Origin of the sequence: Hydrosulfovibrio ferrireducens, from assembly GCF_046883345.1 — a bacterium.
GTDB classification, from domain to species: domain Bacteria; phylum Desulfobacterota; class Desulfobulbia; order Desulfobulbales; family Desulfurivibrionaceae; genus Thiovibrio; species Thiovibrio ferrireducens.
Map to the genome: position 1 here is coordinate 283141 of NZ_JALKCW010000022.1, position 23332 is coordinate 306472.

A 23332-nucleotide genomic window follows, 5' to 3' on the forward strand; every position below is an offset into this window, starting at 1 on the left:
TCTGCAAAGCAGCTATTTTCAGTTATAGCTTCCTCTTATATATCAATCATTTCAGCACGATGGGGTCTTCCGTCTGTGCGGCCATGCCCATGGCACGCATTCTGCTAATCAATATCACTAACAAACGCCAGGCATGTTGCCTCTGGGGCGCGATCGGCCCCTCCATTAAAGGGATGGCACATGTCTTGATCAATCGCTGTATCTGTTTATCACGCAAACAATTTCAATCAGGGAATTTGGCTTCATGGCAATCAATAATTCCATTGTTATGGAGACCGGGCAAGGAAGTACTGCCGGCACTGTGGTGGAGAGGAGGGACATAGTGCGGCTGTAATATCGTTTGTGAAGTTTTTTTGAAGAGACAAGCAAGAGAAACAAAGAGGTTGTCCGTAAGTTAAAGCGGAAAAGAGAGAAGGAGGGGTTTGTATGAAAATATTTAAGGCTCGGCAAATGTACCTTTTGTTTATTGTAGTTCTAAGCGTTTTTTCCATTACAGGCTGTGGAGGAGGGGGGAGTGACGGCCAAGCTCCTGTACTAGGAAGCGGCGACGCCGTAATCGCGCCCACGGTAACAGCCGTGGCTCCGCTCAACAAGGCCACCGGCGTACCGATCAACACCAAAATAATCACCGCCGCCTTCAGCAAGGCGATGGCTCCCGCCTCTCTCACCACGGCAAGCTTTACCCTGGCCCAAGGCGGAACGCTCGTTGCCGGAGGAACGGTTACCTATGTAACGACCGGCAATGTGGCAACGCTCACCCTGCCGGCTGCCAACCTGCTGGCCAGCACCCTCTATACCGCCACGATTACCACGGCGGCAACGGACACGGCAGGCACTCCCCTGGCCAGCAACTATGTCTGGACCTTTACCACCGGCACGGTCGCGGACACCACCGCACCCTTTGTTATTGCCACGGGAGCCTACGGCATAACTGGTGCAACGGCTGGCGCCACGGATCTGCCCATTAACAGAATCAGCACCGTGATTTTTAATGAGGCGATGAACCCGTTAAGCATCACCACCCCGCCTTCCTTCACCGTTACCGCTGCCGGAAACCCCGTGCCGGGCACGGTGACGTATTCCGTTGCCAGCAAGACCGCGACCTTTACCCCCACAGGCGGGACTTTCGCCGCCAATACCCTTTTCACCTCAACGGTCACCGTCGCGGCCACTGATCTGGCGGGCAATCCAATGGCCGCACAGTATGTTTGGACCTGGTCAACCGGGGCTGCCTTAGACACCACTCCGCCCACAGTGCTTTCCACGGTTCCTGTTAATGGTGCAATCAACGTGCCCCTTAACCAGACCGTCACCGCCACCTTCAGCGAGCCGATGGACCCGATAACGATCACCAACATCACCTTTACCGTGACTGGGCCTGGCTTACCCATCCCCGGAGGATTAGTCTCCTATGATTCATTGACCAACATTGCGACTTTTAATCCAGACGCCAATCTTGCGCCCAGCTCCACATATACCGGCACGATTACCGTCGGGGCCAAGGACTTGGCAGGCAATGCCCTGGCAAATAATTATGTGTGGACCTTTACAACCGGGACCGGTTTGGCGCCGGGGGCCGTAAACCTTGGTTCGGCCAGCACTTTCGGGATCATGGCAACCTCCGCGATCACCAATACCGGCGCCTCCACGATTAACGGGGATGTTTCGTTGGATCCAGGCACTTCAATGACTGGATTTCCGCCGGGTGTGGTGAACGGCGCCATCCACATCAACGATGCAGAGTCCGCACAGGCCAGAGCCGACCTGCTGGTCGCGTATAACTTTGCCAAGACTTTGCCGCCGGGAACAACCATAAATGCTGGCGAAGACTTGGGCGCCTTGTATCCTTTAGGAATTCCCCCTGGCACCTATACGTCCGGCAGCACGATGTCGGTCGCGACTCCTCTCGTTCTTGACGCAGGGGGCGACGCCGATGCCGTATGGGTCTTCCAGATTGGCTCCTCGTTGACGACGGGTGCCAGTGTTTCGCTGGCCAACAACGCGCAGGCCAAGAACGTGTTTTGGGTTCCTACTTCCGATGCGACTATCGGCGTGGGCACGATCTTCTATGGAACCATAGTGGCCGGTAGAGATACCACTGGTGTGACTGGCGCCGTGATAAACGGCAGAATATTGACCGGGGCGATCACCGCCGGCACGATTGCTTTGGACACCAATACGGTTAACGTGCCTGCTCCGTAAGGAATGCGGTATGGACAACGTCCCTTCTGCCGATCTTGATTGCGTGTGCAAGCTAGCGTGAGCAAGGAGGCAGGAGGGATTGACACAGATTGCGCATCTTGTAATTGCAACGTGCGCGGGAGTTTTTAAATCCTCCAGGAGAAAACCATGAAAGTAATAAGAGCCTCAGCAGTGACACTAGGGATGGTGGCACTCACTGTAATTGCCACCCCATTTGCCATGGCCGATGATTCGGGCTTGTACATCGGAGGCAACATCGGCCAATCACGCGCGACAATCGACGAGGAGAGGATTATCAACAGTCTGGCTGGAGAAGGTTTTACCACCACCGGATTCGAAGATGACAACCGCGATCTCGGCTTTAAGCTCTTTGGCGGCTACCAGTTCAACAAGTATTTGGCCCTCGAAGGCGGCTATTTCGATCTGGGAAAGTTTGATTTTACTGCAACCGGGTTGCCCCCGGGAACTCTGAGCGGCAATATCAAAGTCAAAGGCGTGAATCTCGACCTAGTCGGCATTCTGCCCATTACCGAAAAATTTTCCGCCTTTGGCCGGGTCGGGGCGAACTACGCCAAAGTCGAAGACTCCTTTGTCGGGAGCGGCTCACTCACGGTGCTCAATCCCAACCCCACCAAGCGCGATACCAATTACAAGCTCGGCTTGGGACTTCAGTACGCTTTCAATGACGCTCTCGCCATGCGCGTTGAGGCGGAACGCTACCGGATCGACGATGCCGTTGGCAACGATGGCGACATCGATCTTATCTCGGCCGGCCTGGTTTTCCGGTTCGGCGGGGCTCCCCCTGCTGCTCCGCGCGTCGAGGAACCGGCACCGGAGCTTGTTGCTAAAACAGTAGCGCCGGAACCTGTTCCGGTCCCGGCTCCCGCCCCGGTAGTGGCCCCAGCTCCGGCTCCGCGCTTCCAAAAATATACCCTCTCGGTAACGGAGCTATTTGCCTTTGACAGCGCGGAATTGCAGAAGTCGCAACCGAAATTGGACGAAATCGCCAACGTTCTCATGAGCGACAGCACGATAGATGACGTCCTTATTGTTGGCTACACCGATCGTATCGGCTCCGAAACATACAACCAGAAATTATCAGAGCGTCGTGCGCAGGCGATAAAAAATTATCTGGTGGGCAGGGGAGTCAAGGCGGAGCGACTGAAGGCAATAGGCAAGGGCGAGTCAAGCCCGATCGCTGACTGCACGGGGAAGAAAAACGTTGCCTTGATCAAATGTCTGGCGCCCAATCGCCGGGTGGAGATCGAGAAAATTACGGCCACGCGTCCTGCGAAGTAAGCAAAAACCGCACGGGAGCCCGCATGCACAACGCGGGCTTTCCCTGCGGCGGCTGTGACAACGGCCTTGCCTGCGAGAGCCGTTGCCCTGATTGGTCCGGTCATCATCAGCTTTTGTGAAAAGAAGGAGATTGGATTGTGAAATTACTCTATCCAGCACTTCTGATAGCGGGGGCCAGTGTTCTTTTTTCAGATGTAAATGCTCGTGCGGAAATGCGGGCAGAGTCAGCCGGCTACAATTTCACCAAGCATTTCGGCATTGAAACCGCGGTGGAATGTATCCAAACTCGGGTTGATGACACAACAAGAACAGGCCTTGCGGAAGGACAGCCCGGAAGTCCCATGGAGAGAGTGAATCTGATTTTTTATCATATCGATGCTGTCTACCGTTTTATGCCCGACACCAAATTCACCCCCTTTGTCAGCGCCGGTTTGGGCGGAGCACACTACAGCCCCAAGATATTGACCGGGAGCACGGCGGCTTTCAATGTCGGCGCGGGAGTGGAATATGCGATGACGGATACTATCGGACTCTGGGTTGATGTCCGGGATTATATGGCTACCGAGGCCATGCAGGACACCTCCCATACTGTGGGGGGCATGGCGGGAATAACCTTTGCGTTTGATGACAAGGAAAAGTCCGCGTCAGCGGCTCAAGGGAAGTTTGTTCCCTCGCTGGCTGAACCGAGGGGGATCGCTATTGCTTTTGATGACATCCATTTCGATTTTGATCGGGCAGCCCTTCAGCCGGAAGCGAAGAAAATTTTGCGAAAGAATCCCCGAATCCTGAAAGAAAACCCCTAGGCTCAAATCCGTATCCCAATGATGGAACTGTTTGTAAACAAATAACACAAGGAGAAGTGTCATGACCAAACTACACCGTATTGTTAATTTATTAATCTGTGTCGGATTGATCACTGCTTTCATGGGGTGCGCATCCACCCAAAAACACGAAAGTACCGGTCAGTATATCGACGATTCCGTTATCACAACCAAGGTGAAAACCGGAATTTTGGAAGAAGAAAAGCTGAAAACCATGCAAATCAATGTGAAGACATACAAAGGGGTGGTTCAGTTGAGCGGTTTTGTCGATTCAAAGCAGAGCGTTATAAAGGCGGGAGAGGTTGCCCGCCGTGTTGAAGGCGTCAAGGATGTGCAAAACGATCTGATTGTGAAATAGCCGGGTAGTTTTTGGGGCAACAAAAACCCGCTCCGGCGGGTTTTTGTTTATTCGGATCGTTGGCAGGGTTTTAAAATGATGGTTGAAAAAACACCGCTATCTTTACTCGGTCAAGGAAACCCATGCCTCCCACTCGCGGCATTCCGGGGTGATGGGCTATATCTTCGCGACTCAACTGGCCACGGGATTTTTGACATGCTGAGCGTTTTACACAGCTTTTACAAACCGATCTTTTTGGCCCTGTTTGTGCTTTTGGGGCTTGCCGGCGGGCACCTGATCGATACCGTTCTTCAGATGAATCTGCGCCCGAAAATCACCGCCGCTCCCCCTCCCAACCGCTCAGCCGTGCTCAAACCGCAGGAAAACACCGAAGCCGGTTTGAGCCTGATTCTACAGAATAATATTTTCGATGCAAACAGCCGGTCTTCCACCGCGACCATGACCCTGACAAGCAGGGAGGACGCCTCGGTCGCCGCAGCCCGCGCCGAACTCAAACTCATCGGCACGGTGGTCGCAGCCGGACGTTCCCAAGTCCTGCTTGAAGGCAACAACGAATTGAAGTTCTACCATCTTGGCGACAAGGTTCCCGGCGATGGGGTTGTCGAAAAAATCCTCCGCAACCAGGTGCAGATCAGGAATCGGGACCAGAGCCTGACTACTCTGACGCTCCAGGAGAAGGCGTCCCTCTCGACACCGGCAACGCTTTCCAAGGCAGGGTCTGAGAGGGGTGCGGGTGGGGAGGTCAGAAACGTCGGCGAAAACCGTTGGTTGATCTCCCGCAACATGGGGGAATCGGTGCGGGACAATTTTGCCGCGCAAATGCGCTTGGTCCAGATGCAACCGCGCACCCAGGCAGGCAAAATCGATGGCTTTGTAATCCAGCGCATCGACTCGTCGTCGGTTCTGGGCCGGTTGGGCCTGAAGAAAGGTGACGTGATTATCGATGTCAACAACACCAAGCTGGATAGCCCGGAAAAAGGGTTGCAGATAGTTCAGCAGTTGCGCGAAGCACGCCGGATAACCCTGGCTGTCGAACGCGATAATCAACCGATGAGCTTTTTATATGAAATCCAATAGGAGTTTTCTCCGCATGAGCATCCCGATTACCTCCCGAATGGTGGTATGGATAACGTTTCTGGCTTTATGCCTCGTTCCCATCCAGTCTCTTGCGCAGAGTAAATCAAAGCCGGACATGGACGGCCGGGTTACTCTCGATTTCAAGAATGTGGAGCTCACGGAGCTGATCCTGACGATCAGCGAGCTGACCGGGAAAAATTTTCTCTACGACGAAACCGTGCAGGGCAAGGCCACGATCATCTCCCCGGACAGCATGACCCTGGACGCAGCCTATCAGCTCTTTCTCACGGTCCTCAACGTCAAGGGCTACACGGTCGTCCCTTCGGGCAATACCAACAAGATTGTGCCGCTCAAAAGCGCCAAGGAATCCAGCCTGCCGACCCTTGTCAATGGCAAGGGCAAGGGGACCGAGCAGGTCATCACCCGGGTTTTTCGCCTGAAGCATCTCGATGTGGGCCTCGTTGCCCAGACTGTCCTCATGCCTCTGATGCCGACCACCGCCAATGTTGCCGCCTATCCGCCGGGAAACAGCTTGATTATTACGGATACGGGAGCCAATATCGAACGGCTGGCCAAGATCATCCGCGAGCTTGACCAGCCGAATACGGCAAACGAGATTGAAATCATCATGTTGAAGAATTCCCAGGCGGAAGACCTCGCCAAGGCCATCAACGAGACGATGAGCCAGCCCGATGCCGCCAATCCTGCCCGGCGGCGGGCCGCATCCGGAGTGAACCTCGGAAATGAGGTCCTCACCAAGATCATCCCGTATCCCGCGGGGCGGTGCGTCATTGTCACGGCCAGCCGAGAGGACATGGTGATCGTCAAAGCCCTGATTGCCCGGATGGACCAGGAAATCGACGGAACCCGCTCCAACATCAATCTCTGTTACCTGGAAAATGCCGATGCGGTAACGCTGGCTGCGACTCTCAGCGAAATCATCACCGGCATTAAGACGGAAACCAAGGGTCCCAAAAAAGAGGGGGCAACGAACGGGCAACCATCCCCCGGGCCGCTATCCCCGTCCCCCGGTTCGCTGTCCTCCAGCCCCGTGACCATTACGGCCGACAAGCCGACCAACTCGCTGATCATCAACGCCAGTCTGGATGACTACAAAACCATCAAGCAAATCATTGACAAGCTCGATATCAAGCGCAAACAGGTCTATGTCGAGGCGTTGATCCTGGAACTCTCCATGGATGCCACCCAGCGCCTCGGGGTCTCCCTGCAGGGCGCCGGGACAGCCGACGGCAACGGCATTATTTTCGGCAGCAGCAACCAAAACACCGGCCCGGTCGGGATCGGGGCTGCCCTGACGCAGACAATTGCTCCCGGTGCGCCCGACCTTCTGACCAAGGCCATCGACGGGATGCTGGCCGGCGGTTTTTTCAATCCCATTACCGTCACCGGCCCGAATGGCAATCTGATTACTGTTCCGGCCCTTTCGGTGCTGATCGATGTGTCGAAAACCGACACCGATGTCAACTTGCTTTCGGCTCCGCGCCTGCTCACCTCCGATAACGAAGAAGCCGAAATCATCGTGGGCTCCAATGTCCCGATCATCACCGGCCGCTTGACCGATGTCGGCTCCAACAACGGCCTGGCCCAGAGGGTCTCCGTCGATCGCCAGGATGTTGCCTTGATTTTGCGGTTTACCCCGCAGATTACCGAAGGCGATCTGGTTCGTCTCAATGTGTATCAGGAAATAACCAGTATCGCTCCGGCCACCCAGGCCCTGGTGGCCAGCGTCGGCAACCCCAGCGATGTTGGCCCGACCTTTACCAAACGCGTGCTGCGCAATACGGTTTTGGTGGAAAACCATAAAACCGTGGTGCTTGGCGGCCTGATCGATACCAACGTCACCGAATCGGTCACCAAGGTGCCGATCCTGGGCGATATCCCTGGGCTGGGCTGGTTGTTCAAACGCACTTCAACCCAGAAAGCAAAGACCAACCTGCTGGTCTTCATCAATCCGACCATTATCAAGAATTCCATGGATCTTGAACTGATAACCGGCCGCAACCGTAAGGCGGCCAGTGATTCATTGACCGACAAAGTCCGCAGTGCCTTGCCGGATAATTTTTTTGGCGAGACCGGAGAGGCAAATCTCCTCCTGCCCGAGGGTGCGGCAGGAGCGGAGAGCATTACCGCTCCCGGCAACGCGGCTCCGGCGCCGATCTCGCCGAGGCCCGGCCAATTGGGCAACGAATGATCGTAACTTCTGGTGAAAAGAAACCAATTATGCAGAACTGGCGGCGGATTGGCGAAATACTCCAGCAGGACTTCACCGTACCGCAGGAGCGGATTGCGGCGGCCCTGGCGGAACAGGAGCTGAGCGGGGAGCGCCTCGGCCAAATTTTCATCAAGATGAAAGCGCTGGACAGCACGACCCTGGCAAAAGCACTGGCAGCCCAGTTCGAACTCCCGTATCTGGAGACGATTCCCGAGGAAACGGTTGCCGAGGGTCTGCTCGAGATAATCCCCATCGGCTTTGCCAAGGAATACCGGATGTATCCCCTGGCAAAACAGAACGGATCTCTCCAGGTGGCCGTGGCCGACCCCCTCGACACCCGCCCGCTGAATGACTTGAGCACCCTGACCGGAGCCAGGGTCGAACCCTGTGTCGCCACCCCGGAGGAGATTCTGCGCGCCATTAATCGGGGCTATGAAAAACAGGCCGGCAGCACCGGCGCCGTGATCGAGGAGATCGATGGCGGCAACGCCAATGAGTTGGCTATTTCCCTAGAACCCCGTGACCTGCTTGACAGTTCCGACGAGGCTCCGATCATCCGCTTCGTCAACAGTCTGATCACGCAAGGTTTCAAGGAAAGGGCGAGCGATATTCATATCGAGCCCTTTGAACGGGAACTGATCGTCCGGTACCGGGTGGACGGAATTTTACACGAAGTTCTCCGGCCAACCTTCAAGGCCCACGCCGGAATCGTCTCCCGCATCAAGATCATGGCCCAGTTGGATATCGCTGAAAAACGGTTGCCGCAGGATGGCCGTTTCCGCGTGCGCATGGGTGGCCGCGACATGGACATCCGCGTCTCGACCCTGCCCACGGCCTTTGGCGAACGGGTGGTGCTGCGGCTGCTCGACAAGGCGGCGGGCATCCTGACCCTTGAGGAGATCGGCCTGGAAAGCGATTTGCTGCAGCCATTCGAGGCGATGATCAGCAAGAATCACGGGATTTTTCTGGTTACCGGCCCCACCGGCAGCGGCAAAACCACCACCCTGTATACGGCCCTGACCCGCCTGAACAATCGCGAGAAGAACATCATCACCGTTGAGGACCCCATCGAGTATCAGCTTCCCGGGGTCGGCCAGATTCAGGTCAATCCGAAAATCAACCTGACCTTTGCCAACGGCCTGCGCTCGATTCTGCGCCAGGACCCGGACATCATCATGGTCGGTGAAATCCGCGATCGTGAAACCGCCGAGATTGCCGTGCAATCCGCCCTGACCGGCCACATGGTGTTTTCGACCCTGCACACCAACGATGCTGCCGGCGCGCTGACCCGCCTGGTGGAGATGGGGGTAGAGCCGTTTCTGGCCGCCTCAAGTATCGTCGGCATCATTGCCCAGCGGTTGGTGCGAACCATCTGCCCCCACTGCAAGGAGGCACACCAGCCGCCCGAGGAACTGCTGCAAGAGATTGCCGGTGAGGTCCCTCTGCCGGCCGGGGCTACCTTTTATCGCGGTACCGGCTGCGACCAGTGCATGCAGATCGGCTACTGGGGCCGGGTCGCCATTTATGAACTGCTCAAGGTGGATGATACGGTGCGCGAACTGCTGTTGCAGAACAAGGACGCCGCCACCATCAAAAAGGCCGCCTTGCAGCGGGGTATGCGCTCCCTGCGGGCTGCCGGCCTCGCCAAGGCGCTGCAGGGCATCACCACCCTCGAGGAAGTGATGCGCGTCACCCAGGAGGAGAACTAGTGCCGCTTTTCGAATACACCGGGCTCGACAAACTGGGGCGCAAGGTCTCCGGCCGAATCGACGGGCCCGGATCCGGCCTGGTCTGCCAACAGTTGCGCGAGCGGGGGATTTTTCCCACCGAAGTGCACGAAAGCTCCCTCGCGGGCGTGCGCCATCGCTGGTCGGACCTGCGCTCCCTCCTGCGGCGCTGCTCGACAGCGGAGCTCGCCTCGGCAACCCGCCAGCTCGCCACCCTGCTCGTGGCGGGATTGTCGCTGGATACTGCCCTGGGCAGCGTTGCCGAGCAGTCCGACCAGTCGATGCTCGGGCAGATCCTGGCCAATGTCCGTGAGGATGTTATTCAGGGCAATTCGCTCCATGAGTCGCTGGCCAAGCATCGGACGGTTTTTCCCGACCTGTTTATCAACATGGTCCAGGTTGGGGAAAACAGCGGGACGCTCGACAAAACCTTGCACCGCTTGGCCGATTTTCTCGAAAGCCAGGGACGAACCCGGGCACGGATTCAGGCTGCTTTGGCCTATCCGGTGCTGATGACCCTGGTCGGCAGCACCGTGCTCACCTTCCTGTTTGTGTTCGTGGTGCCGAAGATCACCCGCATGCTCCAGGAGATGAAAATGGCCTTGCCCTGGCCGACCCTGCTGCTGATCAATCTGGTCGATCTGCTGCTTGCCTGGTGGTGGCTGCTGCTCCTCGGGCTGGTGCTCGGTTTCACGGGTTTGCGGCGTTATTGGCGCACCGAGGCCGGACGCTTGCGCATTGATCGAATGCTGCTCAAGGCGCCGCTTTTCGGTCGTTTGCTGCTGCTGATCGCCACAACCCGTTTCGCCCGCACCCTCGGCACCATGCTGCAGAGCGGCGTTCCCCTGCTCAAGGCCCTTGATGTCGCCCGCAACCTTTTGGTTAATCGCGTGCTGCGCCGGGCGGTGGAGACCGCCAAGCTGCGGGTCCAGGAAGGGGGCAGTCTGGCGGTCGCGCTCCGGGAAACCGCGGTCTTTCCGTCGATGCTGGTCCAGTTGACGGCGGCCGGCGAGCAGAGCGGCAAACTGGAAGAGATGCTGTTCAGGGTCGCCGATACATACGAACACCAGACCGACCTGTCGATCTCCGGCATGCTCTCCCTGCTTGAACCGCTGATGATTCTCTTCATGGGGGTGGTGGTCGGCTTTGCGGTCCTGGCGATCCTGTTGCCGATATTCCAGGCAAGCCAAGGGTTCGGCTGAATAGTTACAAATCAAATAAATACGCGCCGAGGCGGGGGTGTTGAAGATGCCGTCAGGCAATTGCAAGGAGAGTTGAATATGTTATCACCAAAATATCGTTCCTGCCGTGGTTTTACCCTGATCGAAATCATGGTGGTCGTGGTGATTCTTGGAATCCTTGCGGCGGTGATCGTGCCGCGTTTGTTGAGCCGTCCGGATATGGCCAAGGTGACCAAGGCCAAGGTGGATATGAAGGGAATCGAAGTAGCGCTGGGCATGTTCAAACTCGACAACGGATTTTTCCCCACCACCGAGCAGGGACTCCAGGCGTTGGTTGTCAAGCCGGAGACCGGGCGCATTCCGGCCCGATATTCAGAGGAAGGGTACCTGAAAAAAGTTCCGGTCGACCCATGGAACAAGCCGTATATCTATCTCTCTCCCGGATCACACAGCCTCTCCTTTGATCTGATCAGTCACGGTGCCGACAATGAGCCGGGAGGGGAAGGGTTCGATGCGGATATCAACAGTTGGGAGCTTGATTAGCACCTTTCTCTCTTAATATTTCTGAAAAACTCCCCTCCCCTTGCGGGAGGGAATTAATGGGATGTCGATTAAAAAAGTTACAAGGCACTAGGAGGGCGTCTGCATGTGCGCCCAAGGAAAAGCGTTTCGTTTGCGAGGCACTAGCTGTGGATATTGGGCGAAAAGGAGCTGTTGTATGGGACTTGCCGCCGGCTCATTGACAATCAGACCGCGTCCTGGGCAGTCCGGGTTCACCCTGCTGGAGCTGGGGGTGGTGATCACCTTGCTGGCCCTGTTTTCCCTGCTCACCATTCCGCTGTTCGGCGGGACCAGGGCCAATAAGCTGGCTTATTCCGCCCGTTGCCTGAACGGGACGATCAAGTACCTGTTCAATGAGGCGGCCCTGACCGGAAGGGAGCACCGCCTGATTTGCAACCTGGACCGTGGCACCTACAGCGCCCGGGTTCTCGAAGCCGATGGTGAGGTTGTGCCGCTTTCCGGGATTGGTCGGGAAACCGAGTTGGCCGGCGATGTCCGGTTCAGGGATTTGCAAATGCCGGACCGGGGCACTTTTACCACCGGCGAGGTGACAGTGCGGATTCATCCTGCCGGCTGGGTCGAGGAGACCAGCGTGCATCTTGAGGATGGCAGCGGAAACGCGCTGACCTTGCATGTCATGCCGCTGACCGGAACCGCTGAAATTTTTGAGGGCTATAAGACGCTCTAAATGGGAGACACGGACATTAACGCTGCCGGGCAACGGGGTTTTACCCTGCTGGAAATCATGATCGCGCTGGCGATCATCGGTATTGCCATGATCGCGCTGCTGAGCCTTGGCAACCGCGCCATCGGGGTGCACAGCCGTTTGCAGCATCTGACCAAGGCGACCTTGCTGGCCCAGCAGAAGATGGCCCAGAGCGAACTTGAAGCCCGAGGCAACACCGGGGCGAAACTCGCCGATGGGGCTGGGACGTTTGCCGAACCGTTCGCCGACTACCGCTGGCGGATCTCCACCGGTCCCACAGCCCTGCCCGCGGTGCAGATGGTCACGGTCACGGTGCTCTGGGGCAAGGAGGAGCGCAATGAGAGTGTCGATATCACCTCGTTTTTGTTTTAATAAGCCGCCATGGGGAGAGCGGGGCTTCACCCTGATCGAAGTGCTGGTGGCCGTCAGTCTGCTGGCCATCCTCCTGACCGCGGTCTACGGAATTTTCGGGGGGGTGAATTCCGCCAAACTGCGCCTTGACAGGGACAGCGCCGACTACCACCTGGCGCGGGTTATCTTCGACCGCTTCGGTCGAGAACTGCATGGCGTCTACTTTCGCTCCGGCGATCAGACCACCATGTTCCGCGGCGGCGTCAATGACCAGGACGAACCTTTCCTGGAACTGACCACCACGGCGGTGACGCTGTTAAGCGACACCGGCAGCGGAATTTCCGAGGTTCGCTACCGCCTTGCCCCGGACCAGGAGGCGGAGGATAAGAGCCGCCAGGTGCTGCTGCGTGGCGAGCGGTCCCGGCAGTCAGCCGCCGCGCCTGTTGATGATCGGATGATGCGGCTGGCGCCGAATGTTGCCAGTCTGTCGCTGCGCTTTTACACCGGAGGTCGCTGGCTGGAGCAATGGGATGCCCGGCAGAGCGGATTGCCGCAACTGGTGGAAGTTTCCCTGGTGGTCGGCCAGGAGGAACAGCAGCGGATTCCCTTTACCACGACCTTTGAAATCCCGGACGTCAGCGGGCAATGAAATGAAAAAAAACAAGGTAAGCGATCACAGGGCACCACATCTTGCGGCGATCGATCCGGCTCACGGACAAAAGTACGCATCGCCGTCCCGCTTGTCGCAACCTGCGGCACCCTGTGACCGCTTGTTCCGTGGTTATTTGACCTTTGTGGGTTTGCCCCGCGAGCGGTTACAAATCAAGCACAATCGAGGCATGGCGTTACTGGTGGTCCTGGTTATCGTGGCCCTCTTGACCTCGCTACTGACCGAACTGGCTTTTTCCGCCCTGGTCGACCTGCGTCTGACCGAAACCTTTCGCGACACCACCCGGGCCTCCTACTTGGCCAAGGGGGGGATCACCGCCGGACGCATGATCCTCCAAGAGGATCGCAATGGCTACGATGGCTTGGACGAACTCTGGTCCCAGGGAGTCACCAATTACCCGGTCGGTGACGGTGCTGTCAGTGTGCGCATCATGGATCAGGATGGCAAATTGGGAATCAACGCCCTAGTCCAAGAAAACACGCCGAGCGCCTTGATGGTCGATCGTTTTTATCGGCTTTTTGTAGCACTGGCAATCAACGATCTCGGCGATCCGGCCGAGTTGACCGCCAATCTGATCGATTGGTTGGACACGGGCGATGCTCCGTACCAGGTGATTCGCACCGATGGGATCGATACCCCGGTGGCGGGGGCCGAGTCCTCCTATTATCAGAGTTTGCCGCAACCGTATCCGGTCAAGAACGGCCACCTGGATACCCTCGACGAATTGAAGCTGGTCAAGGGTTTTACCCCGGAGGTTGTGCGCCGGATCCTGCCGCATATTGGTCTGCATGACCACTCGACGGTGAATATCAATACCGCCAGTGGCGGTGTGCTCAGGTCCCTCGATCCCCTGATCGATGCCAACGTGGCCGAAACCCTGATCGCGTATCGCCAGGAAACGCCGATTGAGCGTCTGGATCAACTTGAGCCGGTGCTCTCTGCCGGAGGCTACAGCGCCCTGAAGAGTCTCGCTAATCTTGGGACGCTGAACGTAAAGAGTAGCCGCTACCGGATCGAGTCCGAGGCGGTGATCAATGACGGCCGGCGGCGCTTCCAGGCCGAAGTGAACAAACAGGGCAACCTACTTTTATTTCTAAAGGTACACTGACTGCTATGGCAAAACGATTGATAGGCATCGATATAGACCGGAAAATTCTGCGTCTGGCCGTCCTCAGCCGCGACCAAGGGGCCATTTCGCTCGTTCTGGTTATGGAAATTCTTCACGAAGAGGTGGCGGGCCAGGTGGCTCGGCTGCGGGATTTCGTGGATGGCGATTTTCAGTTCGGAGACCGGCTGGCCGCTTGTCTGCCCAGCAGTGCCGCCTTGGTGCGCCGGCTGACCTTTCCGTTCAGCAATCAACGGAAAATTGCGGCTGCCCTCTCTTTTGAACTGGCGGGTCAACTGCCGGTCGCCTTGGACGACTATAGTACGGCCATGCAGCCGCCGGTTCGAAAGGGTGATGGGGCCACCATAGTTGCCGCCGCGGTCAAAACAACATTGCTTGCGGAAACCCTCGCCCCTTTCGACGCCATGGGCATTCCCCTGCACATCCTGGACCTGGCGCCGTATGCCTACGTCGCCGGTCTCAAAGATTTCCTGGCGGACGGTATTTTGGTCTGCGCCATGGAACAGGAAATCTGCCTGGCCCTGATCCGCTCCGGAGAGGTGCTCGATTATCTGCAAATGCCCCTTGGGGGATCGATGCCGGTGGCCGACCAGGCCCGGGCCATTCATCAACAAGCCACGGTTCTGGCCCGGGCGCAACAGCCGGATGGCATGCCCTTGCAGTTGATGGGCCCTCTGGCCACGCCAGAACTGGTTGCCTCCCTCGCTCTGCTGCGGGACCAAGTGGAACTGCTGGCCATCGACATCAACGGTCAAACCATCGCCGCGCCTTTTCTGCCGGCTGTGGCTCTGGCGTTGCGGGCAGCGGATACCGGTAAGGAGCAGGCCTTCAACCTGCGGCAGGGGGTGTTTGCCCTGAAAGGCGAATGGGCCGGTCTGCGCAAAACCCTGATGATGGCCGCCTGTCTGGCCGGCCTCACCCTGATTACGGTCGGCGTCAGCATGGGGCTGCGCTATTACGACAAGCAGCATCAGGTCAGGCTGCTGGAACAGCAGATGGCGGCGCTCTATCAGGAGAGTTTTCCCAATGCCGCAACCGCGGTCGATGTCCCCCTGCAAATGAAAAGCGCAATCCGGCAGTTACAGGAGGACGTCGGCATCATCAGTTTTGGCCGGCTTTCCTCCCTGCAAGTGCTGCAAACCCTCTCCGAACTGCCGAAGTCGCTCAGTGTCGATGTGGACGAAATCACCATGGAACGCAATGAAGTGCGGGTTTCGGGGCAAACCGGCACATTCGAAGAGGTCAATAGCATGGCGGAGACCTTTCGACACTCGCCCTACTTCGAGAAAGTCGAGGTTTCTGAATCGAAGATGGGTCTGGACGGAAAGCAGGTCAGTTACCGCCTGCGCATGACTGTGAGCGAAAAAGGCGGGGCGTCATGATCAAAACATTGAATCAGAGAGAACTCTATGCCCTGGCCGGCGCGGCTGTGGTGCTCGCTGTGTTGCTGATTGTTTTCGGCGTGGTGCTTCCCTACGGCGCGGCTGGTAAACGGCTGGACAACAGGATCAGCTCCGGCCAGGCGCAATTGAAGGAGGTGCGGCAGTTGCAAGCCGACTACCTGACCCTCAAGAAACAGGCCGACCAGTTGCAGCGCGATCTGGACCGCCGTGAAACCAATCCGCCGTTGAATTTTCTCGAACAGACCGCCAGCCAGATCGGCGGCCGCGAGAACCTTGTCCTGATGCGCCCTCTGCCCTCTGTTGTTCAGGGGAAACTGCGGATTGAGACCACTGAGTTCAAATTGGAGCGGCTTGACATGGAACAGGTTCTGCGGATTCTCCAGGAAATGGAACAGGCCAGCCCGCCGATGCGAGTCGACCGCCTGCACCTCAAGCAACGCTTCGACAACGCAGCCCAACTTGATATGAGCGTCACGGTCAGCGCTGCCAGGAGAAATTGATGCAGTTTGCGAAATATTTTCGAGCCGGATTCTCCGGCGAAACCGGGATGGTCCGGAACCCTCGGCTTTTTTACCGTGTTGCCGCACCCGCTCTTTTTCTGTTCGGACTGCTGGGCGGCGTTTACCTGGCCTTCCCGGAGGAGGTTCTCCGGCAGCGCTTGGTCTACGAGCTCGAAGCCCGGTTCCCGATCCAGGTTGAGCTTGCCAAAGCCGGTTTGCAACCAATGCTTACCCTGACCGGCGAGAAAGGGGGCATCCGTTACCTTGATCGTCACGAAACGGTCGTCAGTGTTGAGCGGTTTAGGTTCTCCCCCTTTTGGGCGGGCATTATCACGGGAGACCCGGGGATTAAGGGAAAACTTTTTGCTGCGGACGGAGAGCTTGCCTTCCGCTGGCAGCGGAGCGGGCTGCTGGCCCTGGGCGCGACCGCGCTGCCGGTCGACATCCCCTTGCCGAGCGGTTTGGGAATGCGTTTTGTCGGTATTATCACCACGGGGCAGATGGAGACCGCTGCCCCATTGCAATCGGCCACCAAAAGCCTGATCGACCTCCGCTTCGAGCAGGCCGCGCTCCAGGGCCTCGAAGCCCTGACCAGGGATGCGGCCGGTTTACGCCTGGGCAAGATGTCCCTGCGGATGAGCGGTCAGGGAACATTGTTTTTCATCGATAGCCTGGAAGCCACCGGGGGGGATGTGGTGCTTTCCGGCAAGGGAACCGTGACGCTGGTGAAGGAAAATCCGCAAAACAGCCAGATCAATCTCAATGTGTCGGTACGTGCCGGCGATCAGGAGGACCCGACCCTGGCCAATTTTATTCAACTTGCCGGAACTCCTTTGCCGGACGGCAGCCGCAATCTCCACCTGACGGGAACCTTGGCCAACCCCGTGATCAGGTAAGCCGTCCTCCTGGAGGAACCGGGTTGCTCTTCTGTAATGGAGTCAAGCAGCTAACAACAACCAACCCTGTGTGGACCTGTATGTACACTTCCCATTTTGGCCTCAATGAAATTCCCTTCTCGATCGCGCCGGACCCGCTCTACCTTTACATGAGCGAGCGCCACCGTGAAGCCTTGGCCCACCTGCAGTACGGGATCAAGAGAGACGGTGGTTTCGTTCTTCTGACCGGTGAGGTCGGGGCCGGTAAGACGACCCTCTGCCGCAGTCTCCTTGAACAACTGCCCGAGGGGGTGGATGTTGCCTTTGTTTTCAATCCCAAGGTCAGCGTCATCGAGCTGCTGGAGACCATCTGCGACGAACTCCGTATCGACCGGGAAAAACAGGGCAGTATCAAGAACCTGGTCGATCGCCTCAACGCCTACCTGCTTGAGGCCAATGCCCGCGGGCGTAAAACCGTACTCTTCATCGACGAGGCACAGAACCTTTCCACCGATGTCCTTGAACAGTTGCGTCTGTTGACCAACCTTGAGACGAATCGCTACAAACTGCTGCAGATCGTGCTGCTCGGCCAGCCGGAGCTGCTTTCAATTCTGAACCGGCAGGAGATGCGTCAGTTCTCCCAGCGGATTACCGCCCGTTACCACCTGGGGCCTCTTGATGCGGAAGAAATGGGCTCCTATGTGCGGCATCGCCTGGAGATCGCCGGCTGCAATCGCCCGCTCTTCCCCGAAAATCTTAGTAAGACTCTCTGGCAGTTGACCGGCGGCATTCCGCGCTTGATCAATCTCATTTGCGATCGCGCCCTGCTCGGGGCGTATACCTTGAATCGCCAGCAGGTCAACCGGAGAATCCTTCGCCAGGCCGCCCATGAAGTACTCGGGAGACTCCAGTCGCAAGGAAAGCGAAAAAAGGTTGCGCTGGCAGCCGCTCTGGGTGCTCTCGTCCTCATGATCTGCATCGCCGTTTTTTGGTACTGGAAGAGGCCGTACCCGCTGCCATTCGGTTTCGGCAAAGACTCTTCCGCGCAGACACAAAGCTCGGCCAGCGAAGGCAAAAATCCGCAGGCGGCAGTCTCGTCCCAGGGCGGTTCCGACGATGCTGCGGGCCGGAGGCTGCCGGAGGATTTCGTCGCTTCCCAGAGCATGGAGGGTGCGTTTGCCGATCTGGCCGGGCTGTGGGGCCTCTCCTATAATCCTGACCGTCCGGACTACTGCTCATACGCCAGCGAACAGGGGTTGGATTGCCTCGTCCGCAACGACAGCATGAAGACGCTGCGGAAAATGAATCGGCCGGTCATCCTGACCCTCTACGGCGAGGCCGGAACACCGTTTCATGTCGTAATGGCGCGTCTTGAGGGCAACCGGGGCATATTCATCGCCGGAGGCAAGCAGTACGACTTGGCGCTTTCCGCGATTGCCCCGTACTGGGTTGGGGAGTACCTTCTGCTCTGGCAGAGGCCGCCGTTGCAGCGGGAGATTGTGGAACCCGGAGAGGCGGGCGCTTCGGTCGCCTGGTTGGCAAAGACCCTCCAGGAGCTGGGTCTGTATGCCGCGACCGGTCAGGAAGCCCGCCTGGAGGGCTCGCTCCTTGTCGCTCTCAAGCGCTTCCAGCTCAGTAATGGTCTGACGCCGGATGGCGTTCTCGGACCGATGACCCTGGTCCATCTCGACACCGCCCGTAATCCGGCCGGTCCGCATCTTTCCCCGCTAGGAGTCAGTTGATGTCCTTTATCCTCGAAGCACTCAAGAAATCGGAGCAGCAACGGCTGCAGAATAACACGCCGCAGCAGGAGGTGTGCAAACGGACACTCTTGCTGTCCTCGCGCCGGGCACGGCGCTGGTCTTCCTGGCTGGCGGCCGGCATCCTGCCCCTGGCTCTGGTCAGTGGTTGGTGGTTTTACCGCGGGATTGAACCCGCAATCCTTGCGCCGGCCCCGGCGGTGAACGGGGCGAGCCAAGCACCTTCTTCTCTCGATCAGTCCAGGCCGGCCGAGCCGACAGCCGTTTTGCAGGATTTTGTTCCAGCTCCGGCCCCCCAGCCCGAGGCTTCCTTGGCGGAAGACTCAGCTCCGATTCCGGCGGAGAGCCGCGCGCTGAGTACACCACCGGCGCTGGTTCATGGCGGCACGCCAAGCAAAAGGATGGAACCCGCTGAACGGGTTACGGCCGGAGTCAGCGAACAGCCGGAAGCGCGAAGCCAAGAAAATTTGCCGCTCTATCTCGACTTGCCCAAGGAACTGCGCGATCGGATACCCCGTCTGACCATGAGCATGCATTACCACAGTGCCGACCCGGGCCGCAGGTTGGTGCGGATCAACGATCGCCTGCTGCATGAAGGCGACTGGCTGAGCAGCGAGCTGCATGTCGTGGAAATTACTTCAACGGGGGCAATATTGGACTTCCAGGGGAAATCTTTCGTCATCCGCAGTCCAATCCGCTAGGAGCATGTTCGCGGAAAATTGGCAATGGGAGCACATCTGCTTCCAAGTGGTTATCACGGCTGACATGTCAGGAATTTCCTGATATGTCAGCTCGCGATCCTTTTCACAGAGTTTGTTCCGCACAGCACGATCCATTTAAATTTCTATCATTTCAGCAGGATGACAGCCGGAATCCCGGCAATACATCACCTGGCACATATTCTGCTTTACAAGACACTGATCACGAACAAACACCGAGACATCTTCCTGTTGGCTGTAAGTGGCGCCTTGGAGGATGTGGCACATGATATGGGTGTTTTGGCCGTTGGATAAAGAAAACCGCATGAAGTCTTGCCATCGTGTTGCACAGCGCATTCTTACAGGAGAAACACCATGAAAAAAACCGTTAGTCTATTGTGCCTATTTTTTGCCTGTTTTTCATGGGCGGGCGTGAGTTTGGCCCTTGACAATCTTGAGGTGCAGGTTCTCCACCAGAAAACAAGACTGAGTTTCCAGCCCATTGCCGAAGGCAAGGTGTTGGTCTCGGTCCAGGATCAGGACGGAGATGCCATCCTGGGTTTAAAGAAAGAGGATTTTTCCATTACGCAAGGGCCAAAAACAGCGAAGATTATTTCGGTGGAAGACGTCCTGGAGCAACGGAACACCGGCCTTAATATCGTTTTGGTGGTGGACAATTCCTACTCCATGGAACAGCGCAAGGCGGTTGAGCCGCTGCTGGCCGCGATGAGCAGTTTCCTTGCCCTGGTTCGGCCCATTGATAATGTTCATATCGTCACCTTTGTCGATCCGGGCGATAAACTACCGCGAGTCTCCACCAAGACGTTTCAGGGAAACGATGTGGCGGCTTTGAACCAATTTCTCCGGAGCAGTTATTTCCCGGAGACGACCGACGGTACTTACCTCTATGACAGCATGCAGAAGGGGTTGGAGATCATCCGCCAGATGCCTGCGGACAGCCAAAAGTTCATGATCGTTTTTTCAGACGGGGAAGACATCAACAGCACGGTAAAGGCCGAGGAAGTAGGCTTGGCGGCCACGGGTGTGACCAACTTCACCGCCTATGCCGTGGACTATATGGACAAGCCGGGCCTGGATACTTTTTTGAGCTCGTTTGCGCAGGGCAATAACGGGATGATCCGCAAAGCCAATGCGGCCAGTGATTTCCTGCCCATTCTCAACAAATTTTCCACCACCATCTTCCACCGCTACTTGGTCACCTACCGTTTTCTCACCGCGCCGACCGGGGCTCTTTTTTCCGTGCCTTCCTCCGTGAATATCGAGGAGGTCACCATCGTGGACAGCTCGCCGTTGTTGAACCACATCTATTTTGACACGGGAAAAAGCCGCATCCCGGAAAGATACGTTGCCCTGTCCGGCCCGGCGGAGACAGGGGCGTTTGCCGAGGAAAAGCTCACCGACACCATGGAAAAGTACCACCACGTTTTGAATGTGATCGGTAAACGGCTGGTGGCCAACCCCGAGGCCCGGATAACCCTGGTGGGCTGCAATTCCAATAACGGCGTGGAAAAAGGAAAGATTGCCCTGGCAAAGAGCCGGGCCGAGGCGGTTTCCGCCTATCTGCAATCCGTGTGGGCCATTGACCCGGCCCGGATGGAAATCAAGGCCCGAAATCTTCCCGCCGTGCCCAGTACCAGCCGGGTGCCGGAAGGTATCGTTGAAAATCAGCGGGTGGAAATCCTGTCCAGCCATCCCGCCATCCTCGACACCATCAAAAGTACCTATGTGCAGGAACAAGCCGACACCAAGGAAATTCGGATCAGTTCATCCCTGCAAGCCGAGACCGAGATTGTGCGCTGGCAGCTCAGACTGCTGGGCGGGGACAAGGTGCTGGCTACCCGGGAGGGCGTGGGGAATCCGCCGGCGGAAATTATTTTCCCCCTGGCAACGATGAACTCTCGTAATCTTGCCGCGCTTGGGCAGCTCAGCGCCGATCTTGAAGTGAAAGACAAGGAAGGCAATGTGTTTGGCGTCTCCACGGAGCCGATTGCCATCAATCTTATCAGACGGGAGGAGCGCAGCGCCCAGAAGACCGGCAACAAGATAGTGGAGAAGTATGGTCTGATCCTCTTTGACTTTGACCGGGCGGAACTCAAGGATCGCAATCAGATCATTGTCAATCGGGTGCTCGGCAGGGTGGCGGAGCTTAAGACCGTGACCATGGATATCATTGGACACACCGACACCATTGGCAAGGAAAAATATAATGTCGAATTGTCGGAGCGCCGCGCAAAAACGGTGTACGACACCACTCAGCAAGCCGGGACATCGGTTGCCGCACAGATAAACCATGTGGGCAACGGGCCCAATAATCCGCCCTATGACAACAGTCTGCCCGAGGGGAGGTCGCTGAACAGAACCGTGATCATCACCCTCCAGTATACGGAGTAACTTTCTTCGGGAGTCAATCGGCGCCAGCATCCTTGCTGGCGCCGATTTTTTTGTTCATTTCCTTCAGGATATGCGGTCTTGGATATTTACTGATGAAGCTGCAACAGTCGACATGAGGAGGACGTTTTATGAAAACGATACGTTTCATAACGTTACTGGTAGTTGCTTTGGTCATGGGGGCGTTCGATAAACCTGTGCAAGCCGGAAGTAAGGACACCCGTTTCGAAACGTTACTGGTGGCCGCGATGGCTATGGGGGCGCTCGATAGCACTGAGCAAGCTAAAAACATGGACGCTCGCATCGAATCTTCCGCCAGGCAGTCGTATGTGTTCAAAACCTACCTGCAGGGTGATGATATCAAGATCGAATCCAAGGACGGCGCCGTCATCTTGACCGGGACCGTTGCCGAGAACTTCCATAAATCATTGGCCCAGGAAACCGTTGCAGGGTTGCCTGGGGTCAAGAACGTGGACAACAGGTTGGTGGTTAAAGGGGCAGCCCCCACCGCAAATTCCGATGCGTGGCTCCGTGAGAAGGTGAAAATCACGCTTTTGTTTCATCGCAGCGTGCGCGCCGGCACAACCGAGGTGGAGGTTGCAGGCGGTATCGTGACCCTGCGCGGCGAGGCTGCCAGTCTGGCGCAAAAGGAATTGACAGCGGAATACGCCAAGGATGTGGAAGGGGTTAAAGGCGTGCATAACGAGATGAGTGTGGCAAAGATTCCGCAGAAGGAGCGAACGGTGGGGGAAAAGATTGATGACGCTTCCATCACGGCCCAGGTCAAGATAACGTTGCTCTCCCACCAATCGACCAGCGCCATGAATGCCAAGGTCGAAACGAAGCGTGGTGAGGTCACCTTGTCTGGCAAGGCCAATAACGCCGCCGAGTTGAGTTTGGCCACCAAACTTGCCAGCGACGTACACGGAGTGAAGAGCGTAACGAACCGGATGTCCATTAAGTAGTCCACCATCGGCTATGGCAAAAAATACCCGGTCGCCTGTGAGTCAGCGCCTAGAGAGATATACTCAAAGCCGGCAAAGGCCAACATGCGGGTACTCTTTGAAATAGTCGTGTGATAAGAGCAAGCACCAGGCGTTTGCAAAGCTCGGGGAAAAGCGGAGTTTCTTCCCTTCCCGGATTTTTTCAAGAAAGACCGTTCTTTTACATCACGCATCCGGCGTGAAACAGCAGGAAACTCAACAACAGAGGAGAACGACGATGACGAAACAAATGGGGTGTGTAAAGAATTTTGTGTAAATGGTTTTTGTGATCAAAATTCCGGCAGCCTGTCTTCAAACATGATGCTGAACTGATTCAGCGCCGATTTCCAGTTTTTAATCGGCATCGTCCAGCGTTTCGAAATATTCGTCAG

At 57.0% G+C, this 23332-nt stretch carries 20 protein-coding genes; all 20 read left to right on the forward strand.

Annotated features, from left to right (window positions below; genetic code table 11):
* Nucleotides 1–426: 426 nt before the first annotated feature.
* Nucleotides 427–2202 (forward strand): Ig-like domain-containing protein, encoded by a 1776-nt coding sequence (locus tag MWR57_RS11535; RefSeq protein WP_423124968.1) that lies wholly within the window; start codon nucleotides 427–429, stop codon nucleotides 2200–2202.
* 147 nt (nucleotides 2203–2349) lie between these two features.
* Entirely contained in the window at nucleotides 2350–3501 is a 1152-nt protein-coding gene (locus tag MWR57_RS11540) for an OmpA family protein (protein ID WP_423124969.1), read from the forward strand.
* A 137-nt stretch (nucleotides 3502–3638) separates the two neighbouring features.
* Entirely contained in the window at nucleotides 3639–4304 is a 666-nt protein-coding gene (locus MWR57_RS11545; RefSeq protein WP_423124970.1) for an outer membrane beta-barrel protein, read from the forward strand.
* 61 nt (nucleotides 4305–4365) lie between these two features.
* A complete protein-coding gene (locus tag MWR57_RS11550; protein WP_423124971.1) occupies nucleotides 4366–4680 on the forward strand; it encodes a BON domain-containing protein in 315 nt (104 codons plus the stop codon).
* Nucleotides 4681–4875: 195 nt separating this feature from the next.
* Entirely contained in the window at nucleotides 4876–5757 is an 882-nt protein-coding gene (locus MWR57_RS11555) for a type II secretion system protein N (RefSeq protein WP_423124972.1), read from the forward strand.
* Between the two features lie 13 nt (nucleotides 5758–5770).
* Nucleotides 5771–7969, forward strand: a complete 2199-nt coding sequence (gspD, locus tag MWR57_RS11560; protein ID WP_423124973.1) for a type II secretion system secretin GspD — start codon at nucleotides 5771–5773, stop codon at nucleotides 7967–7969.
* A 29-nt stretch (nucleotides 7970–7998) separates the two neighbouring features.
* Nucleotides 7999–9699, forward strand: coding sequence for a type II secretion system ATPase GspE (gene gspE / locus MWR57_RS11565; RefSeq protein ID WP_423124974.1), 1701 nt, complete (start codon nucleotides 7999–8001; stop codon nucleotides 9697–9699).
* Nucleotides 9699–10919 (forward strand): type II secretion system inner membrane protein GspF, encoded by a 1221-nt coding sequence (gene gspF, locus MWR57_RS11570; RefSeq protein ID WP_423124975.1) that lies wholly within the window; start codon nucleotides 9699–9701, stop codon nucleotides 10917–10919. The genes gspE and gspF overlap by 1 nt, the downstream gene beginning before the upstream one ends.
* Before the next feature lie 78 nt (nucleotides 10920–10997).
* Nucleotides 10998–11441: a type II secretion system major pseudopilin GspG gene (gene gspG / locus MWR57_RS11575; protein ID WP_423124976.1), complete on the forward strand. Its 444-nt coding sequence runs from the start codon at nucleotides 10998–11000 to the stop codon at nucleotides 11439–11441.
* Nucleotides 11442–11616: 175 nt separating this feature from the next.
* On the forward strand, nucleotides 11617–12147 hold the full coding sequence (locus MWR57_RS11580) for a pilus assembly FimT family protein (RefSeq protein ID WP_423124977.1): 531 nt from the start codon (nucleotides 11617–11619) through the stop codon (nucleotides 12145–12147).
* Nucleotides 12148–12537 carry a type II secretion system minor pseudopilin GspI gene (gene gspI, locus MWR57_RS11585; RefSeq protein WP_423124978.1) on the forward strand — a complete coding sequence of 130 codons (390 nt, stop codon included), beginning with the start codon at nucleotides 12148–12150 and terminating at the stop codon, nucleotides 12535–12537.
* A complete protein-coding gene (locus tag MWR57_RS11590; protein ID WP_423124979.1) occupies nucleotides 12503–13165 on the forward strand; it encodes a type II secretion system protein GspJ in 663 nt (220 codons plus the stop codon). The genes gspI and MWR57_RS11590 overlap by 35 nt, the downstream gene beginning before the upstream one ends.
* A gap of 1 nt (nucleotide 13166) precedes the next feature.
* Nucleotides 13167–14294, forward strand: a complete 1128-nt coding sequence (gene gspK, locus MWR57_RS11595; protein WP_423124980.1) for a type II secretion system minor pseudopilin GspK — start codon at nucleotides 13167–13169, stop codon at nucleotides 14292–14294.
* 5 nt (nucleotides 14295–14299) lie between these two features.
* Nucleotides 14300–15694 carry a type II secretion system protein GspL gene (gene gspL / locus MWR57_RS11600; protein WP_423124981.1) on the forward strand — a complete coding sequence of 465 codons (1395 nt, stop codon included), beginning with the start codon at nucleotides 14300–14302 and terminating at the stop codon, nucleotides 15692–15694.
* Nucleotides 15691–16215, forward strand: coding sequence for a type II secretion system protein GspM (gene gspM / locus MWR57_RS11605; protein WP_423124982.1), 525 nt, complete (start codon nucleotides 15691–15693; stop codon nucleotides 16213–16215). The genes gspL and gspM overlap by 4 nt, the downstream gene beginning before the upstream one ends.
* Nucleotides 16215–17111, forward strand: a complete 897-nt coding sequence (gspN, locus tag MWR57_RS11610) for a type II secretion system protein GspN (protein WP_423124983.1) — start codon at nucleotides 16215–16217, stop codon at nucleotides 17109–17111. The genes gspM and gspN overlap by 1 nt, the downstream gene beginning before the upstream one ends.
* An 80-nt stretch (nucleotides 17112–17191) precedes the next feature.
* Nucleotides 17192–18832 (forward strand): ExeA family protein, encoded by a 1641-nt coding sequence (locus tag MWR57_RS11615; RefSeq protein WP_423124984.1) that lies wholly within the window; start codon nucleotides 17192–17194, stop codon nucleotides 18830–18832.
* Nucleotides 18832–19551 carry a general secretion pathway protein GspB gene (locus MWR57_RS11620; RefSeq protein WP_423124985.1) on the forward strand — a complete coding sequence of 240 codons (720 nt, stop codon included), beginning with the start codon at nucleotides 18832–18834 and terminating at the stop codon, nucleotides 19549–19551. Before MWR57_RS11615 ends, MWR57_RS11620 begins: the two co-directional genes overlap by 1 nt.
* Nucleotides 19552–19923: 372 nt before the next feature.
* A complete protein-coding gene (locus tag MWR57_RS11625) occupies nucleotides 19924–21960 on the forward strand; it encodes an OmpA family protein (RefSeq protein ID WP_423124986.1) in 2037 nt (678 codons plus the stop codon).
* Nucleotides 21961–22088: 128 nt separating this feature from the next.
* On the forward strand, nucleotides 22089–22922 hold the full coding sequence (locus tag MWR57_RS11630) for a BON domain-containing protein (RefSeq protein WP_423124987.1): 834 nt from the start codon (nucleotides 22089–22091) through the stop codon (nucleotides 22920–22922).
* The last annotated feature ends 410 nt before the right edge of the window (nucleotides 22923–23332 follow it).